The organism is Microbacterium fluvii (genome assembly GCF_025515205.1).
Lineage (GTDB): Bacteria > Actinomycetota > Actinomycetes > Actinomycetales > Microbacteriaceae > Microbacterium > Microbacterium fluvii.
The window spans coordinates 431,963-448,414 of record NZ_JAOPFX010000003.1 but is presented as its reverse complement, the minus strand read 5'-3'; the positions used below and the strand labels follow the sequence as shown (position 1 = coordinate 448,414).

15 protein-coding genes, 1 tRNA gene and 1 pseudogene are annotated in these 16,452 nt (G+C 69.2%); 9 read left to right on the top strand and 8 right to left on the bottom strand.

Annotated elements, in window-relative coordinates:
- Positions 1 to 317: 317 nt before the first annotated feature.
- The 3 genes and pseudogenes from OAW74_RS15535 to OAW74_RS13325 form a co-directional block, all read left to right on the top strand.
- Positions 318 to 842, top strand: a pseudogene (locus OAW74_RS15535) (hypothetical protein); the annotation flags it as partial.
- A 59-nt stretch (positions 843 to 901) separates the two neighbouring features.
- Positions 902 to 1,759 (top strand): HNH endonuclease, encoded by an 858-nt coding sequence (locus OAW74_RS13330; RefSeq protein WP_262874853.1) that lies wholly within the window; start codon positions 902 to 904, stop codon positions 1,757 to 1,759.
- Between the two features lie 115 nt (positions 1,760 to 1,874).
- Positions 1,875 to 3,032: a DUF4232 domain-containing protein gene (locus tag OAW74_RS13325; protein WP_262874852.1), complete on the top strand. Its 1,158-nt coding sequence runs from the start codon at positions 1,875 to 1,877 to the stop codon at positions 3,030 to 3,032.
- Positions 3,033 to 3,166: 134 nt separating this feature from the next.
- Here OAW74_RS13325 and OAW74_RS13320 read toward each other — a convergent pair whose 3' ends face one another.
- Together OAW74_RS13320 and OAW74_RS13315 are read right to left on the bottom strand one after the other, a co-directional pair.
- On the bottom strand, positions 3,167 to 3,637 hold the full coding sequence (locus OAW74_RS13320; protein WP_262874851.1) for a hypothetical protein: 471 nt from the start codon (positions 3,635 to 3,637) through the stop codon (positions 3,167 to 3,169).
- 53 nt (positions 3,638 to 3,690) lie between these two features.
- The gene (locus tag OAW74_RS13315) at positions 3,691 to 4,392 is read right to left on the bottom strand and encodes a TetR/AcrR family transcriptional regulator (RefSeq protein ID WP_262874968.1); all 702 of its coding nucleotides are present in this window, start codon (positions 4,390 to 4,392) and stop codon (positions 3,691 to 3,693) included.
- Between the two features lie 144 nt (positions 4,393 to 4,536).
- On the opposite strand from OAW74_RS13315, the gene OAW74_RS13310 reads away from it, so the two are divergent.
- Positions 4,537 to 5,100, top strand: a complete 564-nt coding sequence (locus tag OAW74_RS13310; protein WP_262874850.1) for an NYN domain-containing protein — start codon at positions 4,537 to 4,539, stop codon at positions 5,098 to 5,100.
- 115 nt (positions 5,101 to 5,215) lie between these two features.
- Here the strand turns inward: OAW74_RS13310 and OAW74_RS13305 are convergent, their stop codons facing one another.
- On the bottom strand, positions 5,216 to 5,593 hold the full coding sequence (locus OAW74_RS13305) for a hypothetical protein (protein WP_262874849.1): 378 nt from the start codon (positions 5,591 to 5,593) through the stop codon (positions 5,216 to 5,218).
- A gap of 181 nt (positions 5,594 to 5,774) precedes the next feature.
- Positions 5,775 to 5,848 (bottom strand) — tRNA-Pro (locus OAW74_RS13300).
- A 104-nt stretch (positions 5,849 to 5,952) separates the two neighbouring features.
- Between OAW74_RS13300 and OAW74_RS13295 the strand changes: the two genes are divergently transcribed.
- From OAW74_RS13295 to OAW74_RS13285, 3 genes are read left to right on the top strand one after another with little or no spacing between them, the layout of a single operon-like run.
- Positions 5,953 to 6,534: a GNAT family N-acetyltransferase gene (locus OAW74_RS13295; RefSeq protein ID WP_262874848.1), complete on the top strand. Its 582-nt coding sequence runs from the start codon at positions 5,953 to 5,955 to the stop codon at positions 6,532 to 6,534.
- A 59-nt stretch (positions 6,535 to 6,593) separates the two neighbouring features.
- Entirely contained in the window at positions 6,594 to 7,271 is a 678-nt protein-coding gene (locus OAW74_RS13290; RefSeq protein WP_262874847.1) for a lysoplasmalogenase, read from the top strand.
- Positions 7,268 to 7,627 (top strand): RNA-binding S4 domain-containing protein, encoded by a 360-nt coding sequence (locus OAW74_RS13285; protein ID WP_262874846.1) that lies wholly within the window; start codon positions 7,268 to 7,270, stop codon positions 7,625 to 7,627. The genes OAW74_RS13290 and OAW74_RS13285 overlap by 4 nt, the downstream gene beginning before the upstream one ends.
- Position 7,628: 1 nt before the next feature.
- Here the strand turns inward: OAW74_RS13285 and OAW74_RS13280 are convergent, their stop codons facing one another.
- On the bottom strand, positions 7,629 to 8,531 hold the full coding sequence (locus OAW74_RS13280; protein WP_262874845.1) for an NUDIX domain-containing protein: 903 nt from the start codon (positions 8,529 to 8,531) through the stop codon (positions 7,629 to 7,631).
- A gap of 67 nt (positions 8,532 to 8,598) precedes the next feature.
- Here OAW74_RS13280 and OAW74_RS13275 point away from each other — a divergent pair, with 67 nt between their 5' ends.
- Both OAW74_RS13275 and OAW74_RS13270 read left to right on the top strand, forming a co-directional pair.
- Positions 8,599 to 10,443, top strand: coding sequence for a ribonucleoside triphosphate reductase (locus OAW74_RS13275; RefSeq protein ID WP_262874844.1), 1,845 nt, complete (start codon positions 8,599 to 8,601; stop codon positions 10,441 to 10,443).
- A 1-nt stretch (position 10,444) separates the two neighbouring features.
- A complete protein-coding gene (locus OAW74_RS13270; RefSeq protein WP_262874843.1) occupies positions 10,445 to 11,200 on the top strand; it encodes an anaerobic ribonucleoside-triphosphate reductase activating protein in 756 nt (251 codons plus the stop codon).
- Between the two features lie 151 nt (positions 11,201 to 11,351).
- On the opposite strand, the gene adhE is transcribed toward OAW74_RS13270, so the two are convergent.
- The 3 genes from adhE to cmk all read right to left on the bottom strand — a co-directional run bounded on the left by adhE (position 11,352) and on the right by cmk (position 16,420).
- Positions 11,352 to 14,045 (bottom strand): bifunctional acetaldehyde-CoA/alcohol dehydrogenase, encoded by a 2,694-nt coding sequence (gene adhE, locus OAW74_RS13265; RefSeq protein WP_262874842.1) that lies wholly within the window; start codon positions 14,043 to 14,045, stop codon positions 11,352 to 11,354.
- Positions 14,046 to 14,199: 154 nt separating this feature from the next.
- Entirely contained in the window at positions 14,200 to 15,726 is a 1,527-nt protein-coding gene (gene der, locus OAW74_RS13260) for a ribosome biogenesis GTPase Der (protein ID WP_262874841.1), read from the bottom strand.
- Complete coding sequence (gene cmk, locus OAW74_RS13255; protein ID WP_262874840.1) at positions 15,716 to 16,420, bottom strand: (d)CMP kinase; 705 nt, start codon at positions 16,418 to 16,420, stop codon at positions 15,716 to 15,718. The genes der and cmk overlap by 11 nt, the downstream gene beginning before the upstream one ends.
- Positions 16,421 to 16,452: the final 32 nt, after the last annotated feature.

Genomic DNA, 16,452 nt, shown 5'->3' with positions numbered 1-16,452 from the left:
CCACCACTGCCGTACACATACGTCAGTGCATCGAGTTCGACACACCAGAGCCCCTCTCGCTGGCGAGGCTCGAACCGCATCGCCTGCTTCACGTCGATTCCGTAGTGGACGAAAGGCGCCGCGGCTTCGTGCTCACCTGATTGCTCTTGCTCTGGCCTTCAGGCGTAAGTTTGAGGGCCCTCTTGGCTTCCTTCGAGGCTAGGGCAGTTCAATGGTTCGTCCCCACGAGATGGCCATTGAACGTTGTCCACAGTTTCGAGGTTTGATCTGGGGTTTGTTCTGCGGGGAATGTCGGAGGTACTCGGCAGACTGGAGTCATGACCAGTTCGACCGAACCGACACCCGCTCCCGGGTTCTCCGATGATGAGGCGCGGCTGCTCGATGAGCTCACGACCCGGGTGGTCGAGGCGCGGAAGGCGAAGGCCGCGGCCGAGGCGGCGGAGTCGGTGGCGCTATCGGAGGCGATGAACCTGGCGATCGTGCGCCGCGCACGATCGGGGGATGCGGGGAGGATCGATCTGCCGTTGCGGGAGATCGCCGCGGAGCTCGCGTGTGCGGTGCGGGCCTCGGACCGCACGATCCAGGCACGGCTCGCCGAGGCCGCGATGCTCGCCGACGACTTCCCCGAAACCCTCCGAGCTCTCGCCGGTGGCCAGATCGAACGCGGACACATCGTCGCGATCCTCGACACGGGGTCGCGGATCGCCCACCCGAAGGCACGGGCCGAGTTCGAGCAGAAGGCTTTGGGCATCTGCCGGAGGGAGACCCCGGGGCGGGCGCGTCCGCTGCTGCGGATGCTCGCCCAGCGCATCGATCCGATCCCTCTGCAGGAACACCACGACCTCGCCCGCCGCGACCGCGACGTGCGACTGCGCGACGGTGACGACGGCATGAGCGAACTGTGGAGCCTGCAACCCACCGTCATCCACACGGCATCTTCGACCGCCTCACCCAACAAGCCAAAGCCGTCATCGACGCACGCAAGACGGATGCTGCCGGCACCGGCGCCGACACACTCGAGGGATTCGATGCGCTCGACGGCGACGGCGACGGTGGCGGAGGCGGGGCCGGCGGCACCGACGGCATCGGCGGCACGGACAGGTCGTCCGAACCCACCCGCGACACTCGCACTCTCAGCGAGGTACGCGCCGACGTGCTCGCCGACACGCTGCTCACCGGCCACGCGACGGCGGCCGTGTCGGACGCGTCGGTGCCCGAAGCGCAGGCCATCCACGCCCGCGTGCAGATCACCGTGCCGGCATCGACCCTCACCGGCCAGGGCGACGAACCCGCCGAACTCATCGGACACGGCCCCATCGACCCCGACACCGCCCGCCGCCTCGCCGGTCACGCCCACGTCTGGATGCGACTGTTCACCGATCACGGCACCGGCTGCGTCCGCGCGATCGACCAATACCGCCCGCCCGCCTCGCTGCGGCGACTGCTCGCCGCCCGCGACGAACACTGCCGATTCCCCGGATGCCGCCAACCCGTCTGGCGCTGCGACCTCGACCACACCTTCGCCCACGTCGAAGGCGGGCGCACCGAAGCCTGCAACCTCGCCCACCTCTGCGAAGGGCACCACATCCTCAAACACCACACCGCATGGAAAGTGCAACAGCTGCCCGGCGGTGTGCTCGAGTGGACGAGCCCCACCGGACGCACCTACCCCGACACCCCCGCCCGCACCCTCATGTTCACCACCATGCAAGCCGACGCACCACCCGGCGACCCACCCGACCCCCCACCCCCGTTCTGACCGGCTGGGTCGCGGCCTCCGTGGCCCTGGCGACCCTGGTGCCAGACGACGGCGTCGCACACCGCCCCACGACAAGGGCACGAGCGGCGCAGCCGATGGGACAGGATGAGACGTGATGAGCTCCTCGATCAATCGCCGCCAGTTCGCCTCGAGCGCGCTCGCAGCGGCCCTGTGGCTGCTGTTCGCCGTCGGACGCTGGCTCCTCTCGCAGCTGCAGGGATCGGCCGTCCAGCTCGCAGGCCTCGTCCCCGAGGTGGTGCCGTCGCAACTCATGGGGACCGAGAGCAGCATCTGGGTGATGCTCGGTCTGCTCGTCGGCGCAGTCTCGATCGCACTCGTGCACGCCTCGCTCATCTCGATCACCGCACGCGGCACGGAGATGTTCGTTCCGGCGTGGTTCGCGACGGTGGCAGCGGGGGCCGTGGTGGGGCTCGCTCTCGACCTCGCCGCCGCAGCGGATTCCATCGGCGACTTCGGACTTCGCGGCCTGCTGGTCGGCGACTTCGGCGCGGCCGCGGCCTCCGGCGCCCTCTGGGGCCTGGGAGTCGGATGGATGGTGGGCCTCGTGGCCCGCACTCCCGCGCACGTGCCGGGATATGACGGCCGACCGGCGACACCGCGAAACCGACCGAGGTGGCTTGCGCCCGCAGCATCCGTCTCTGTCGTCGCCGTGCTGTTGAGCGGTCTGGCGTCCGACGCTGCGCGCACCGCCGCCATCGAGGCCGAGGTCGCGGCGCGGCAGGAGGCCGAGGCTGCCACGACCTTCGGCGCTCTCCCCGACCCCGAGGCATCCGGTGTGCCGGTTCCCGACAGGGTTGACGCCGCTTCCGCGGCCCTGGATCCCGAGTGGTGCACGCCCGACAAGGCGACGGTGCTCAAGGGTGAGCCCGACGCGGCGACGGGACACCGCGCCATGACGATTCGACTCATGAACTTCTCGGACGAATCGTGCGTGATCGAGGGATACCCCGATGTGGCCTTCGGCGACCAGAATCAGCACCTGCTCGACGTGACCATCGAGCACGGCGGATCCTTCATGACGCACGACCCCGGTTCCCAACGCATCGAGATCCCTGCCGGAGGCTACGCGGTGACGGTGCTCGGATGGGATGCCGCGTCGCCGCACGGAGCGCTCGTGACGAAGACCGTCTACGCCGCACCGACGGCGGGAATGCCTCGCGGGTCGTGGCCGATCGATCTCGACATCGTCGAGGGCTCCACTGTCGCGGTCACCGCCTGGATGCTCGACGCCGCGCCCGAGTCATCCGACTGACCGCCGGCTACGCCCCACGGGTCACGTCACGCAAAGAGAAAGCCCCGACCGTTACCACACAGCCGGGGCGAGACGAATGAGAAGTTCGCCTATCCCGAACAGCATACCGCGCCCACCTGGGAAGTGGCTCGGCGTCAGTGCTCGGCGGCGAGGTCGGCTCGGCGTGCTCGGCGGAGAGCCTTGTGCTGACCGAACGGAACGGCGACGCCCCCGCAAACGACCAGAGCGACCCAGAGGCCGTCCAGTGCCGGAAGCGGCAGCACGATCGAAACGGCCCACAGTGTCGCCACGCCCACTCCCGCGCCGAGGATCGCGAACGAGAGCAGGTGGAGGCGCTCGGAGCGAATGCTGCGGAGCGAGACCCCGAGGAGCCAGGCCAACGGCGAACCGAGGAGGGTCGAGATCGTGCTCGCCGTCAGGCCCACAGTCCCGCCCATGACGGAGATCATGAAGGCTCCGGACACGACCGATCCAGAGCTTGCGGCCCCGCCACTGGGAAGGGTGACGATCACGCCTGTGGTGAACACGGCGAGCGCGCCGGCGCATTGGAAGAACAGCCAGGCGCACCACGCGCCGTAGGCGAACTCGCGCCGGGTGAACGCCATCGGTCGCTCGAGCGTTCGTGGAGACGACAACGGACGGGAGTCCGCGACGGCGCTCACTTGCCCACCTGCCCCACCAGGTCGAGCAGCTGGAGCAGCGGACCCCGCACGAGGGGCATCCGCGTCAGCGGGAGTCCGAGCTTGAAAAGCCTCAACGCCAGGTCGAGCAGCGTGAAGGAGCGTGCCTGCCCCGCGCTGCGGTCGTAACTCCAGTAGAGACTCAGCAGGAGGTAGGCGAGCCACAGCGCCTGAGGCACACGTGCGGCGAACTCCGCCGGCAACGGATTCTTCGCTCCGGTCACAGCGTCTCGGAACAACCCGACTGTGATGTCGCGAGCAGGACCGGACTCGGAAGACAGGGGGTTCAGCGGCGACTCCGGAGCGATCATCGCACCGAGAAAGCTCGGTGCGAACCCGTGGAACGGCGCCAACTGATCGAGCCCACAACGGAAGACGACGCCCAGGCGATCGGTCAGGTCCGCGGTCTTGGCAAGCAGGGGCGTCACGGCGTCGCGGTGCGCCTCCTGCACCTCCACATACAGCTCCTGCACCAGATGCGTCTTCGTCGGGAAGTAGTAGTAGGCATTTCCGACCGAGACGCCCGCGTCGGCGGCCACCTTGCGCATCGAGGTGGCTTCGAACCCGTGCTCGCGGAACGACCGGAGGGCAGCATCCCGAATCGCGGTACGAGTGCGAGCCGCTTTCGGTGTCAGCGGAGGATTCGAGTCGCCGTCCAGCTCGGAGTCATTTTCGAACATGTTCAAAACATAGCACGTCGACGGGGACTCTCGAAGAGGCGCGGCCGCCTGACCGGATCGACGGGCAAGGGTGGCGCCGTCATCCGAGCCACCCGGCGAGACACCGGCCGCTTAGGATTCGAAGAGGCGGATCGAAGGAGACGGATGTCAGACGCAGGATCTCGAACCACATGGCTTCTCATCGACGGCGAGAACATCGACGCGACCCTGGGTGGATCGATCCTGAATCGGCGCCCCCAGCCCGACGAGAGGCCGCGCTGGGACCGGCTGATCACGTTCGCGCAGAAGACATGGGCGCAGCCCGCACGCGGTGTGTTCTTCCTCAACGCCTCCGCCGGCATCCCGATGCCGTTCGTGCAAGCGCTGAAGGCGATGGACTACCTCGTCGTGCCGCTGTCGGGCGATGCCGATGAAAAGGTCGTCGACATCGCGATTCAACGGACACTTCGCGCCATCGCCTCGCGGCCCGCCGACGTGCTCCTGGTCAGCCACGACGGCGACTTCATCGAAGACCTCTCGGCCCTCATCGCGCCGCCGCGCCGGGTGGGGATCGTCGCCTTCTCCGAGTTCCGCAATGCCGGCTTCAGTTCGATCTCCGGCCTCGAGAAGTTCGACCTCGAATACGACGGACGGGTCTTCGACTCGCCCCTCCCCCGCATCCGCATCATCCCCATCGACGAGTTCAACCCTGACTCGTTCCTGGACTGAGGTCGGGCGCACCGACGAACGACAAAGCCCTGGTGAGTCCATTCCCGGCTCACCGCCCCGCTTCGGTGGGCCGCTGTGCGAATGCTCGGCAGCGCGACCGACGCGGCGAGGGCCCTCAAGGACCGGTCAGGTACCAGAAGAGCAGAACGGGCATCAGCACGTTCACGATGATCATGAAGGCCGAAGCGCTCAGGATCACGATGCGAGGAACCCGTGGCATCGGCGCAGCAACGGCGACCACGAGTGCGATGAGCGCCAACACCACAGCCGGGACCGCAACGACGAGCCCGAACAGCAGCGGAAAGACCACCACGTATCCCTCGACCGGGTCTGAGGCGGCCGCGACGAACGACCACGTGAACATGGATGCTGAGAGAAAGGTCACGGCCGCTGCGAGCCCGACGAAGGTGGTCGCAACGACCGTACGCCCGATGCCGGTGGCCGGCGGCGGGACCGCTGGGGGCCAGGGTGGCGTCGGCGCGAACTGGGTCATGGCGTCACGGTACCGACCCGCGTGGGCGCGCGGTGTAACGATTACGCCGCGAGATGCCTTACGCGCCACCGACGCGCAGCAGGACGGGCTACGGGGAGAAACGAGAAGGGCACCTGCGCGAGGCAGGTGCCCTTCTCATCTTCCGGCCGTTTGCAATCAGTATTGCCGACGGCCTTTTCTGTCGGGATGACAGGATTTGAACCTGCGACCCCTTGACCCCCAGTCAAGTGCGCTACCAAGCTGCGCCACATCCCGTTGTTCATCGTCCGCACGCGGACAACTCCCCTATCCTACCCGCTCCGCAGGCCACTCGCGAACCACGCTTGGCGCTGTCGGCGCCCGGGAGTAGCGTCGCCGCCATGTCGACGATCACGATCGAACCAGCGACGCCCTCCCGCTTCGACGACACCGAGCTCACCCTCACCGGCGGCGGCGACGGCGGCAGCTGTCAATGCCAGTGGTGGATGCTGACCGGCGCGCAGTTCGACGCAACCACGCGGTCGGAACGCGTCGAACTGCTGCGCGAGCAGCACGAGCAGACCCTCGCACCCGGGCTCATCGCTTACGTCGACGGCGAGGCCGCCGGGTGGGTGAAGGTCGCACCGCGCACCGCCCAGCCCCGACTCGCGCGCACGCGCGCCTACGCGCAGAACTCCCCCGAGCCCTTCGACGACCCCAACGTGTGGGCTGTCAGCTGCTTCTCGGTGCGCAGAGAGCACCGAGGCCAAGGACTCAACGCCGCACTGCTCGAGGCCGCTGTGGCCTTCGCGAAGAATCACGGCGCCCGCTACGTCGAGGGCTACCCCATCGACACCGACGCGGGCGAGAAGGTCTCGTCGAACGATCTCTTCCACGGCGCGCTGTCGACCTTCGAGGCCGCGGGATTCCGCGAGGTCGCCCGCCACAAGCCGACACGCGTGATCGTCGGCCTCGACCTCTGACGCCTCGCGACGACGCGGCGTGCGACGATGGGTGCTGCCCATCCGCGACGAGGAGGATCATGCACAGGCTGTGGCTCGCGTTCATCCCCTACACGCTGGTCTCGATCATCCACGTGGTCGCCCTCTCGGCCAATGCCGACGCCGTCGCGGCACCCACCAAGCTGCTGCTCATGCCGCTGCTGGCCGCCGCGGTGGCATGGAGCCTGCGCGCGACGCCCGGTGCGGCGACCGCGCTGCTGCTCGCGGCCATCGCCCTGTCGTGGCTCGGCGACGGCGCGGGCACCTTCGTGCCGTTCCTGCCGACGATCCCGATGATGATGCTCTTCTTCGGACTCGCCCACGTCTGCTACATCGTGCTGTTCACGGGCCACCTCGCCCAGCGCCGACTCCCGGCCTGGTCGATCGTGTACGCGCTGTGGTGGGGCGTGCTGCTCGCGGTGCTCTGGCCGCACCTGGGCGGCCTCACGATCGCCGTGGCCGTCTACGGTCTCGTGCTGGGCGGCACCGCGGTCGCCGCATCCCGCTGCCACCCGCTCGTGGTCGCCGGCAGCGTCTTCTTCCTCACCTCCGACTCGGTGCTCGCGTTCCGCCTGTTCCTTCCCGACGCGATGCCCGACTGGACGAGCCCGCTCGTCATGGTGACCTACTGCCTGGGCCAGGGGCTCATCGCCGCCGGCTCCGTCAGCGCGCTGCGCACCCGCACCTGCACCGATGCGTCGAGGGCGGTGCCGGCGTGACCGGCGCCGTGCGCGTCGACTCGTGGCTGTGGGCGGTGCGCGTCTACAAGACCCGCTCCGCCGCGACCACTGCATGCCGCGCCGGGCATGTTCGTGCGAACGGTGAGAAGGCCAAGGCCGCGCAGCAGGTGCGGCCGGGCGACGAGCTGCGCGTGCGGATCGCCGGATTCGACCGCATCCTGGTCGTCCGTCAGCCCATCGCCAAGCGTGTCGGCGCCGTGCTCGCCGCCGAGGCCGTCGACGACCGCACTCCGCCGCGCGAGACCGTGCCACAGGTCGCCGCGCGCGACCGCGGCGCGGGGCGCCCCACCAAGCGCGAGCGCCGCGAGATCGACCGCTTCCGCGGGCGAGAGTGACCTACGCCGGCAGCTGGTCGAGCAGCCAGCGCGCTCCGCGCGCCGTGGCGCCCGCATCCGTCACGCGTCGAGCCAGCTCGCGGTCGCTCGTGACCACCGTCACCGTGCGCCCTGCCGACGCCAGCCGGGAGGCCTGAGCGACGATCTCATCGTCGCCCGAACCCGGCGCGGCCACCACCTCGACCGCGCCACCCGACGCCACTCGCGCCGCCTGCCCCTCGACCACCGCCAGCCACTGCGGAAACCACGTGTCGGCGGGCAGGCCGATGCGCTCGGCACTGACCCCGACCTCGGCGAGCGCCGTCAGCCGCGCGATCAGGCGCTCCGCCGCCCCTGCGCGATCGCGCCACCACCCGTCGGGCACGGCGCCCATCACGTTGGCGACGTCGACGACGACGGCGGGTCGCACCGCCAGCAGTGAGCGCAGCGCCGGCCAGGACGCGGCGAACCCCGGATGCAGCAGGTACGACTCGACGGCATCCACCGGCACCCATGCCAGCTCGCGGCTCTCGGGGTCGCTGATCACCGGCTCGAACGGCGCCACGACATCGGCCACGAGCGTCGCGTAGGTCCAGACCTCGAGGTCGAGCACGCTCAGCAGGCGCGGCCGCACGGCACCCGCGGGCACGCCGGCCTCCTCCGCGGCCTCGCGCAGCGCCCCGTCGCACGCCGATTCGCCCTCGTGGCGCGCACCGCCGGGGAGCGCCCACGTGTCGCCGTGGTGGCTCCACGCCACCCGGTGCTGCAGCAGCACACCGCGGTCCGCATCGATCGCCAGCAGCCCCGCGGCACCGAACCGCCCCCAATACCGCGTGCCGTCGCCTCTCACGACCCACGCATCACCGGGATCGCGCGGCCCGAGCGGGCGGCGCGGCTCACCGGGCGCTGGGGGCTCGATCGTCACGCCTCCACCCTGTCACAGCCGCTGTGGACCGACCACATCCGCGACACGCCACATCTGGCCTTCACGAATGTCGGAGGCCCCACATATTGTGGTCAGACAACAATCCCCCGCCGCCCGAAGGAGAACCATGAACGGCACCGTGCACGTCGCCGACACGATCGACGAATACCTCTCGCGCGGCGACTGGCGCGTCAACGCGAACGCCAACCAGGGTTACTCGCTCGGCGGACTCATGCTCAACGCGTCGGGCAAGCTCGTGGCCAACTACTGGCTCGACGAGGTCTACTCCCCCGAAGCCGGCGGTGCCCACCGCGAGGGTGATCTGCACATCCACGACCTGGACATGCTCGCCGGCTACTGCGCCGGCTGGTCGCTGCGGATGCTCCTCGAACAGGGCTTCAACGGGGTGCCTGGGAGGATCTCGTCGCGGCCGCCGAAGCACCTCTCCACGGCCCTCGGCCAGATGGTCAACTTCCTCGGCACCCTCCAGAACGAGTGGGCGGGCGCTCAGGCGTTCAGCTCGTTCGACACCTACCTCGCCCCCTTCGTGCGCCTCGACGGCCTCTCCTACGAGCAGGTGCTGCAGGGGATGCAGGAGTTCGTCTACGACCTCAATGTTCCGAGCCGCTGGGGCACCCAGACCCCCTTCACCAACCTCACCTTCGACTGGACCTGCCCCGACGACCTCGCGCCGCAGCATCCGCTCATCGGCGGAGCCGTGCAGCCGTTCACCTACGGCGAGCTCACGGCAGAGCGCGAGGTGATCAACCGCGCGTTCATCGAGGTGATGACCACCGGCGACGCCGACGGCCGCGCCTTCACCTTTCCCATCCCCACCTACAACATCACGCGCGACTTCGACTGGGACGGCCCCGTCGTCGACGACCTCTTCGCGATGACCGCGAAGTACGGCCTCCCCTACTTCCAGAACTTCGTCAACTCCGACCTCGACCCCGGCATGATCCGCTCGATGTGCTGCCGCCTGCAGCTCGACCTCACCGAACTGCTCAAGCGCGGCAACGGCCTGTTCGGCTCGGCAGAGCAGACCGGCTCGCTCGGCGTCGTCACGATCAACTGCGCGCGGCTCGGCTTCGTGCACACGGGAGATGAGGATGCTGCGCTCCACCGCCTCGACGCACTGCTCGAGCTCGCCCGGGACACCCTCGAGGCCAAGCGCGCCGTCATCTCCCATCACATGGAGCACGGGCTCTTCCCCTACACGCAGCGCTACCTCGGCACGCTCGACAACCACTTCTCGACGATCGGGGTCAACGGCCTCAACGAGTTCGTGCGCAACCTCACCGGCGACGCCGACGACATCACGACGTCGACGGGGAGGGCGATCGCGGAGCGGCTGCTCGACCACGTCCGCGCGCGCATGGTGGAGTTCCAGGAATCCACCGGCAGCATGTACAACCTCGAGGCGACGCCCGCCGAGGGCACGACGTATCGGTTCGCCAAGGAGGATCGGGCGCGGTTCCCGGGCATCCGGCAGGCCGGCACGGCGCAGCATCCGTACTACACGAATTCATCGCAGCTGCCGGTCGGCTACACCGACGACGCCTTCGAGGCCATGGAGCTGCAGGAGCCGCTGCAGCAGAAGTACACCGGCGGCACCGTGCTGCACCTCTACATGGGCGAGGCCCTCGCCTCGGCCACGGCCTGCAAGCAGCTCGTGCGGCGGTCGCTCGAGCGATTCCGGCTGCCCTACCTCACGATCACCCCGACCTTCTCGATCTGCCCCGCGCACGGCTACCGCTCGGGCGAGCACGCGGCCTGCCCCGACTGCGGTGCGGCCTGCGAGGTGTGGACTCGCGTGATGGGCTACTTCCGCCCGATGAGCTCGTTCAACATCGGCAAGCAGGGAGAGGCCGCCGAGCGGGTGTACTTCGATCAGGGCAAGGCCGCCTGACATGGCCGCCGCCAACCTCGGCCCCGCCCGCGCGGCGCCCGCAGCCGAAAGCCTCCGCATCGCGGGCCTCTCTCGGCTGTCGAGCGTCGACTGGCCCGGCCGCCTGGCGGCCACGATCTTTCTGCAGGGCTGCCCGTGGGACTGCTTCTACTGCCACAACCCCTCCCTCATCGACCCGCGCACCGACGGCGCGATCGCCTGGGAGCAGGTCGAGCAGTTCGCCCGCAGCCGCGTCGGGCTGCTCGACGCCGTCGTCTTCTCGGGCGGCGAGCCGACGATGCAGCCGGGCCTGGGCGACGCGGTCTCGCGCGTGCGCGACCTCGGCTTCGCCGTCGGGCTGCACACCGGCGGCGCCTACCCGGCAGCGCTCGGGCGCCTGCTGCCGCAGCTCGACTGGGTGGGGCTCGATATCAAGACGACGGATGCCGCCTACGACCGGGTCACCGGACGCCCCGGCGGCGCCGCGAACGCCTGGCGCTCGCTCGAGCTCGTACTCGGCAACCAGGCGCTGCGCGAGCACACCGACCGACCGCTCGCGTTCGAGGTGCGCACGACGGTGCATCCTGCCGCGATCGACGACCATGGGCTCGGCGAGCTCGGCTGTCGCCTCGCCGACGCCGGCGTGCGGTCGTGGGCGGTGCAGCGCTTCCGCGCGACGGGTGCCCGCTCTCCCCTGCCCCGGGTCGGGCAGACCGCCGCCGAGCCGCAGCTCGACCGCATCCCCCGCACCCGCTTCGCCTCGTTCACCATCCGCTGACCCCGCGCCCCATTCCGTTTACGGTCACGACGCGCCGTGCGACCGCTCCCCGCACGCGGCGCGTCGTGACCGTAACCGATCTCGGGCACACGACGACGCGCCCGCTCCGAAACGGGAGCGGGCGCGTCGTGGCTGTGAGGCCCGAGGGGGGTCAGGCCTTCTGGGCGACGACCTTCACGGTGCCGGTGACGGCGTCGCTCTCTTCGTGCGTGGTCACGCGCTGGGCGCGCACGGCGTCGAACGAGGTGCCGTAGTAGGCGGCCTCCATGAGCGTCTTCATGTCGGCGAGCATCGGCATCCGCGGGTTGGCGGGTGCGCACTGGTCGCCGTAGGCGGCCATCGCGAGCTCGTCGAGGCGGCCGATGAACTCGGCCTCGGCGACGCCCTGCTCCTGGAACGAGCGCTCGATGCCGACGGCGTCGCGCAGACGCTCCACGGCGGCGGCGTAGCTCTCGACGCCCTCCTCAGGGGTGGATGCCGGCAGGCCCAGGTGCGCGGCGATCTGCTGGAACCGCTCGGGGGCGACGTAGCGCTCGTACTTGGGCCAGCTGGTGAGCTTCGACGGCACCCGGCCGTTGTAGCGGATGACGTGCGGCAGGTACACCGCGTTGGTGCGGCCGTGCACGAGGTGGAACTTCGATCCCGTGACGTGGGCCATGGCGTGCACGATCCCGAGGAACGCGTTGCCGAACGACATGCCGGCCAGGGACGACGCGTTGTGCATCTTCTCGCGGGCGAGCTTGTCGGCAGGATCCGTGCTGCCCGGCTGCGCCTTGGCGCTGCGCTCGATGTTCTCGAAGATCAACTTGATGGCGTGCAGGGCCAGACCGTCGGTGAAGTCGTTCGCGTACACCGACACATACGCCTCGGTGGCGTGCGTGAGGGCGTCGAAGCCGGCGTCGGCGACCAGGAACGCGGGCAGCGCCGAGGTCAGCACCGGGTCGATGATCGCGACCGAGGGGGTCAGCGCGTAGTCGGCCAGCGGGTACTTCATGCCGGTCTCGTCGTCGGTGATGACGGCGAACGGGGTCATCTCGCTGCCGGTGCCCGACGTGGTCGGGATGCAGACGAGCTTGGCCTTCTTGCCGAGGTCGGGGAACTTGAACGCACGCTTGCGCACGTCGAAGAACTTCTCGCGCATGTCGCTGAACTGCACGTCGGGGTTCTCGTAGAGCAGCCACATGACCTTCGCCGCATCCATCGGCGAGCCGCCGCCGAGAGCGATGATCGTGTCGGGCTGGAACTCGCGCATCTGCGCGGCGCCCGCCTGCACGGCCGACAGCTTCGGCTCGGGGAGCACGTTGTCGATGATCTGCAGGTGCACACGGCCGGGGCGGCGGTTGAGCACGTCGATCACCTTGTCGACGAAGCCCATGCGGGTCATGCCGCCGTCGGTGACGATCGTGACGCGCTCGACGCCCTTCATGTCGATGAGGTAGCGCACGGCGTTCGGCTCGAAGTAGGTCTTGGCCGGCACCTTGAACCACTGCAGGTTGTTGTTGCGGCGCCCGACGCGCTTGACGTTCAGCAGGTTGACGGCCGACACGTTGTTCGACACCGAGTTGTGCCCGTATGAGCCGCAGCCGAGCGTCAGCGACGGCATGAAGGCGTTGTAGATGTCGCCGATTCCGCCGAGGGCCGACGGGGCGTTCTCGATGATGCGCACGGCCTTGACGACCTCTGCGAACTCGGCGACGACCGCGGGGTCGTTCGAGTGGATCGCGCCCGAGTGGCCGAGGCCGTCGAAGGCGACCATCTGCGCCGACAGGTCGATGCCCTCGGCGGGGGTCGCGGCGCGCAGCACCGCGAGCACGGGGGCCAGCTTCTCGCGGGTCAGCGGCTCCTGCGGACCGACGCTCGCCACATCGGCGAGCAGGATCGAGGTGTCCTCAGGCACCGAGAAGCCCGACTGCTCGGCGATCCAGACCGCCGACTGCCCGACGACCTTCGCGTTGAGCTTGGCCAGGCCGCAGTTCTCGCTGGTGGCAGAGACGCCGAAGATGAACTCCTCCAGCATCCGCTTCTCGTCGGCGTTGACGCGGTAGGCGTGCAGCCGCTCGAACTCGGCGAGCGCCTCGTCGGCGATCGGCGCGTCGAGGATGACGGCCTGCTCCGACGCGCAGACCATGCCGTTGTCGAACGACTTCGACAGCACGATGTCGTTGACGGCGCGGCCGACCTTGGCGGTGCGCTCGATGAAGGCGGGCACGTTGCCGGCGCCCACGCCGAGGGCGGGCTTGCCGCACGAGTAGGCGGCGCGCACCATGGCGTTGCCGCCCGTGGCGAGGATGAGCGCGACACCCGGGTGGTTCATCAGGGCGCCGGATGCTTCCATCGAGGGCTCTTCGATCCACTGGATGCAGTCGGCCGGGGCGCCCGCGGCGATCGCCGCGTCTCGGACGATCGTGGCGGCTGCCACCGACGAGCGCTGCGCCGACGGGTGGAACCCGAAGACGATGGGGTTGCGGGTCTTCAGCGCGATGAGCGACTTGAAGATCGTCGTCGAGGTGGGGTTGGTCACGGGAGTCAGGGCGCAGATGACGCCGACCGGGTCGGCGATCTCGGTGATGCCGGTGATCTCGTCATGCGAGATCACACCCACCGTCTTCTGCTTGATGATCGAGTGCGTGACGTGCTCGCACGCGAACATGTTCTTGACGGCCTTGTCTTCGAACAGGCCGCGGCCCGTCTCTTCGACGGCCATCACGGCGAGTTCACCGTGGTTGTGCAGTGCCGCCACCGAGGCCTTCCGCACGATGTGGTCGATCTGCTCCTGCGTGAATGATGCGTACTCGGTCAGGGCGCTCTGCGCCTTCTCGACCAGGACATCGATGGGGGTGGACATGGGATTCCTCTCGAACCCGGCGCGGATGCGGTATCCGCACCATTGCTGCCGGGTCTGAGATCGTGTCTCTCGCCCTCTTCCTTCCTCTATTGTGCACCATGTGGTCTGACCACACAAGGGATGCGGGAAAACTCCCAGAAGGAGTTCCCGAAAATCAGCGCTGGCGGCGCTCGCGCACCCGCATGTTGATGACGATCGGCGTGCCCTCGAAGCTGTAGAGCTCACGCAGGCGCCGCTGGATGAAGCGGCGGTAGCCCGGGTCGAGGAACCCGGTCGTGAACAGCACGAACGTCGGCGGGCGGGTCGAGGCCTGCGTGCCGAACAGGATGCGGGGCTGCTTGCCGCCGCGCACCGGGTGCGGGTGCTCGGCGACGAGCTCGGAGAGGAACGCGTTGAACTTCCCGGTGGGGATGCGGCGGTCCCACGACTCGAGGGCCAGCTCGAGCGCGGGCACGAGCTTGTCGAGGTGGCGGCCGGTGCGGGCCGAGATGTTGACGCGGGGCGCCCACGCGACGTGCGCGAGGTCCTGCTCGATCTCGCGCTCGAGGTAGCGCCGGCGATCGGCGTTCTCCATGTCGTCGTCGTTCAGGCGGTCCCACTTGTTGAACGCGAGCACGAGGGCGCGGCCCGACTCGAGCACGAGATCGATGATGCGCACGTCCTGCTCGCTGAGCGTCTCGCTCACGTCGAGCACGACGACGGCCACCTCGGCCTTCTCGAGCGCGGCCGACGTGCGCAGCGACGCGTAGAAGTCGGCGCCCTGCTGCAGGTGCACACGGCGGCGGATGCCGGCGGTGTCGACGAAGCGCCACAGCTTGCCGCCGAGCTCCACGATCTCGTCGACGGGGTCGCGGGTGGTGCCCGCGAGTTCGTTGACGACGACGCGCTCTTCGCCGGCGGCCTTGTTCAGCAGCGACGACTTGCCGACGTTGGGCCGGCCGAGGATCGCGACGCGGCGAGGCCCGCCGATCTCCTGCTTGGCCACCGCCGAGACCTCGGGAAGAACCTTCATGATCGCGTCGAGCAGGTCGGCCACTCCCCTGCCGTGGATGGCGGAGACCGGATGCGGCTCGCCCAGGCCCAGGTTCCACAGCGCGGCGGCCTCGGGCTCCTGGCGGGCGTCGTCGATCTTGTTCGCCACGAGGAAGACGGGCTTGCCGCTCTTGCGCAGCAGTCGCACGACGTGCTCGTCGGTGGAGGTGGCCCCCACCATCGCGTCGACGACGAACATCACGACATCCGACAGATCGATGGCGACCTCGGCCTGCGCTGCGACCGACTTGTCGATGCCCTTGGCATCGGGCTCCCAGCCGCCGGTGTCGACGAGCGAGAAGCGCCGGTCCATCCACTCGGCCTTGTAGGTCACACGGTCGCGAGTGACGCCGGGGGTGTCTTCGACGACCGCTTCACGGCGACCCAGGATGCGGTTGACCAGCGCCGACTTGCCGACGTTCGGCCGCCCGACGATCGCGACGACCGGAAGCGCGGGCAGGAACTCGATGCCGTCTTCGCCGAGCTCGACGCCGGCAAGCAGCGCGGCGTCCTCGTCGTCGAGTTCGTAGTCGGTCAGCGATGCGCGCAGGGTCTGCGCGCGCTGCTCCGCCAGCTCCTCATCGAGGTCGGCCAGCTTCTCGGCGAGCTGGTCGGGTCCGCCTTCGTATTCTTCGTCTTCAGCGCCCATGGGTCGCTCCTGTCTGCTGCTCCTCGACCGTGGCGATGACGCCGAGCACGGCATCCACGCTCTGATCGAAGTCGAGTTCTGTCGTGTCGACGACGGTCACGCCCGGTGCCGCCGTGAGAAAGTCGACGACCGTCGAGTCGGCCGCGTCGCGTCGGTGCAGCGCTTCGGCGACCGCGGCCGCCGACTGCGTCGTGACCTCGGCGCTGCGCCGAGCCGCCCGCACCTCGGGGGCCGCCGTCAGCAGGATCCGCACCGGGGCGTCGGGGGTGACCACCGTCGTGATGTCGCGCCCTTCGACGACGACTCCCGCCCGGCCCGACTCGGCGATCAGCTGACGGAACAGCCGGTTCGCCGCCTCGCGCACCGCCGGCACGCGTGCGACGCCGCTCACGGCTTCGGCCACCCGCGTCTCGCGGATCGCGGCGGTCACATCGGTGTCGCCGACGCGCACCCAGTAGGCGTCGGGGTCGAGCGAGATGGCGTAGTCGAAGTCGCCGAGGATGTCGATGACGGATGCCGCATCCGATGTGTCGGCTTCGTGCGCCAGCGCGTGCCACGCGAGGGCGCGGTAGGCCGCGCCGGTGTCGAGGTAGCCGTAGTCGCGGCGGCGCGCGACCTCTTTCGAGACGCTGGACTTGCCGCTGCCGGCCGGTCCGTCGATCGCGACGACGAACACGGTCCCTGAGCCTGTCACGGTCCCTGAGCCTGTCACGGTCCCTGAGCCTG

What these genes read in the sequence shown, in the direction of transcription:
- OAW74_RS13315 (WP_262874968.1), bottom strand. Translation starts at nt 4,392, where the DNA reads ATGTTCGAAAATGACTCCGAGCTGGACGGCGACTCGAATCCTCCGCTG.
- adhE (WP_262874842.1), bottom strand. Translation starts at nt 14,045, where the DNA reads ATGTCCACCCCCATCGATGTCCTGGTCGAGAAGGCGCAGAGCGCCCTG.
- OAW74_RS13325 (WP_262874852.1), top strand. Translation starts at nt 1,875, where the DNA reads ATGAGCTCCTCGATCAATCGCCGCCAGTTCGCCTCGAGCGCGCTCGCA.
- OAW74_RS13295 (WP_262874848.1), top strand. Translation starts at nt 5,953, where the DNA reads ATGTCGACGATCACGATCGAACCAGCGACGCCCTCCCGCTTCGACGAC.
- OAW74_RS13290 (WP_262874847.1), top strand. Translation starts at nt 6,594, where the DNA reads ATGCACAGGCTGTGGCTCGCGTTCATCCCCTACACGCTGGTCTCGATC.
- OAW74_RS13305 (WP_262874849.1), bottom strand. Translation starts at nt 5,593, where the DNA reads ATGACCCAGTTCGCGCCGACGCCACCCTGGCCCCCAGCGGTCCCGCCG.
- OAW74_RS13320 (WP_262874851.1), bottom strand. Translation starts at nt 3,637, where the DNA reads ATGGCGTTCACCCGGCGCGAGTTCGCCTACGGCGCGTGGTGCGCCTGG.
- OAW74_RS13275 (WP_262874844.1), top strand. Translation starts at nt 8,599, where the DNA reads ATGTCGGAGGCCCCACATATTGTGGTCAGACAACAATCCCCCGCCGCC.
- der (WP_262874841.1), bottom strand. Translation starts at nt 15,726, where the DNA reads ATGGGCGCTGAAGACGAAGAATACGAAGGCGGACCCGACCAGCTCGCC.
- OAW74_RS13310 (WP_262874850.1), top strand. Translation starts at nt 4,537, where the DNA reads ATGTCAGACGCAGGATCTCGAACCACATGGCTTCTCATCGACGGCGAG.
- OAW74_RS13270 (WP_262874843.1), top strand. Translation starts at nt 10,445, where the DNA reads ATGGCCGCCGCCAACCTCGGCCCCGCCCGCGCGGCGCCCGCAGCCGAA.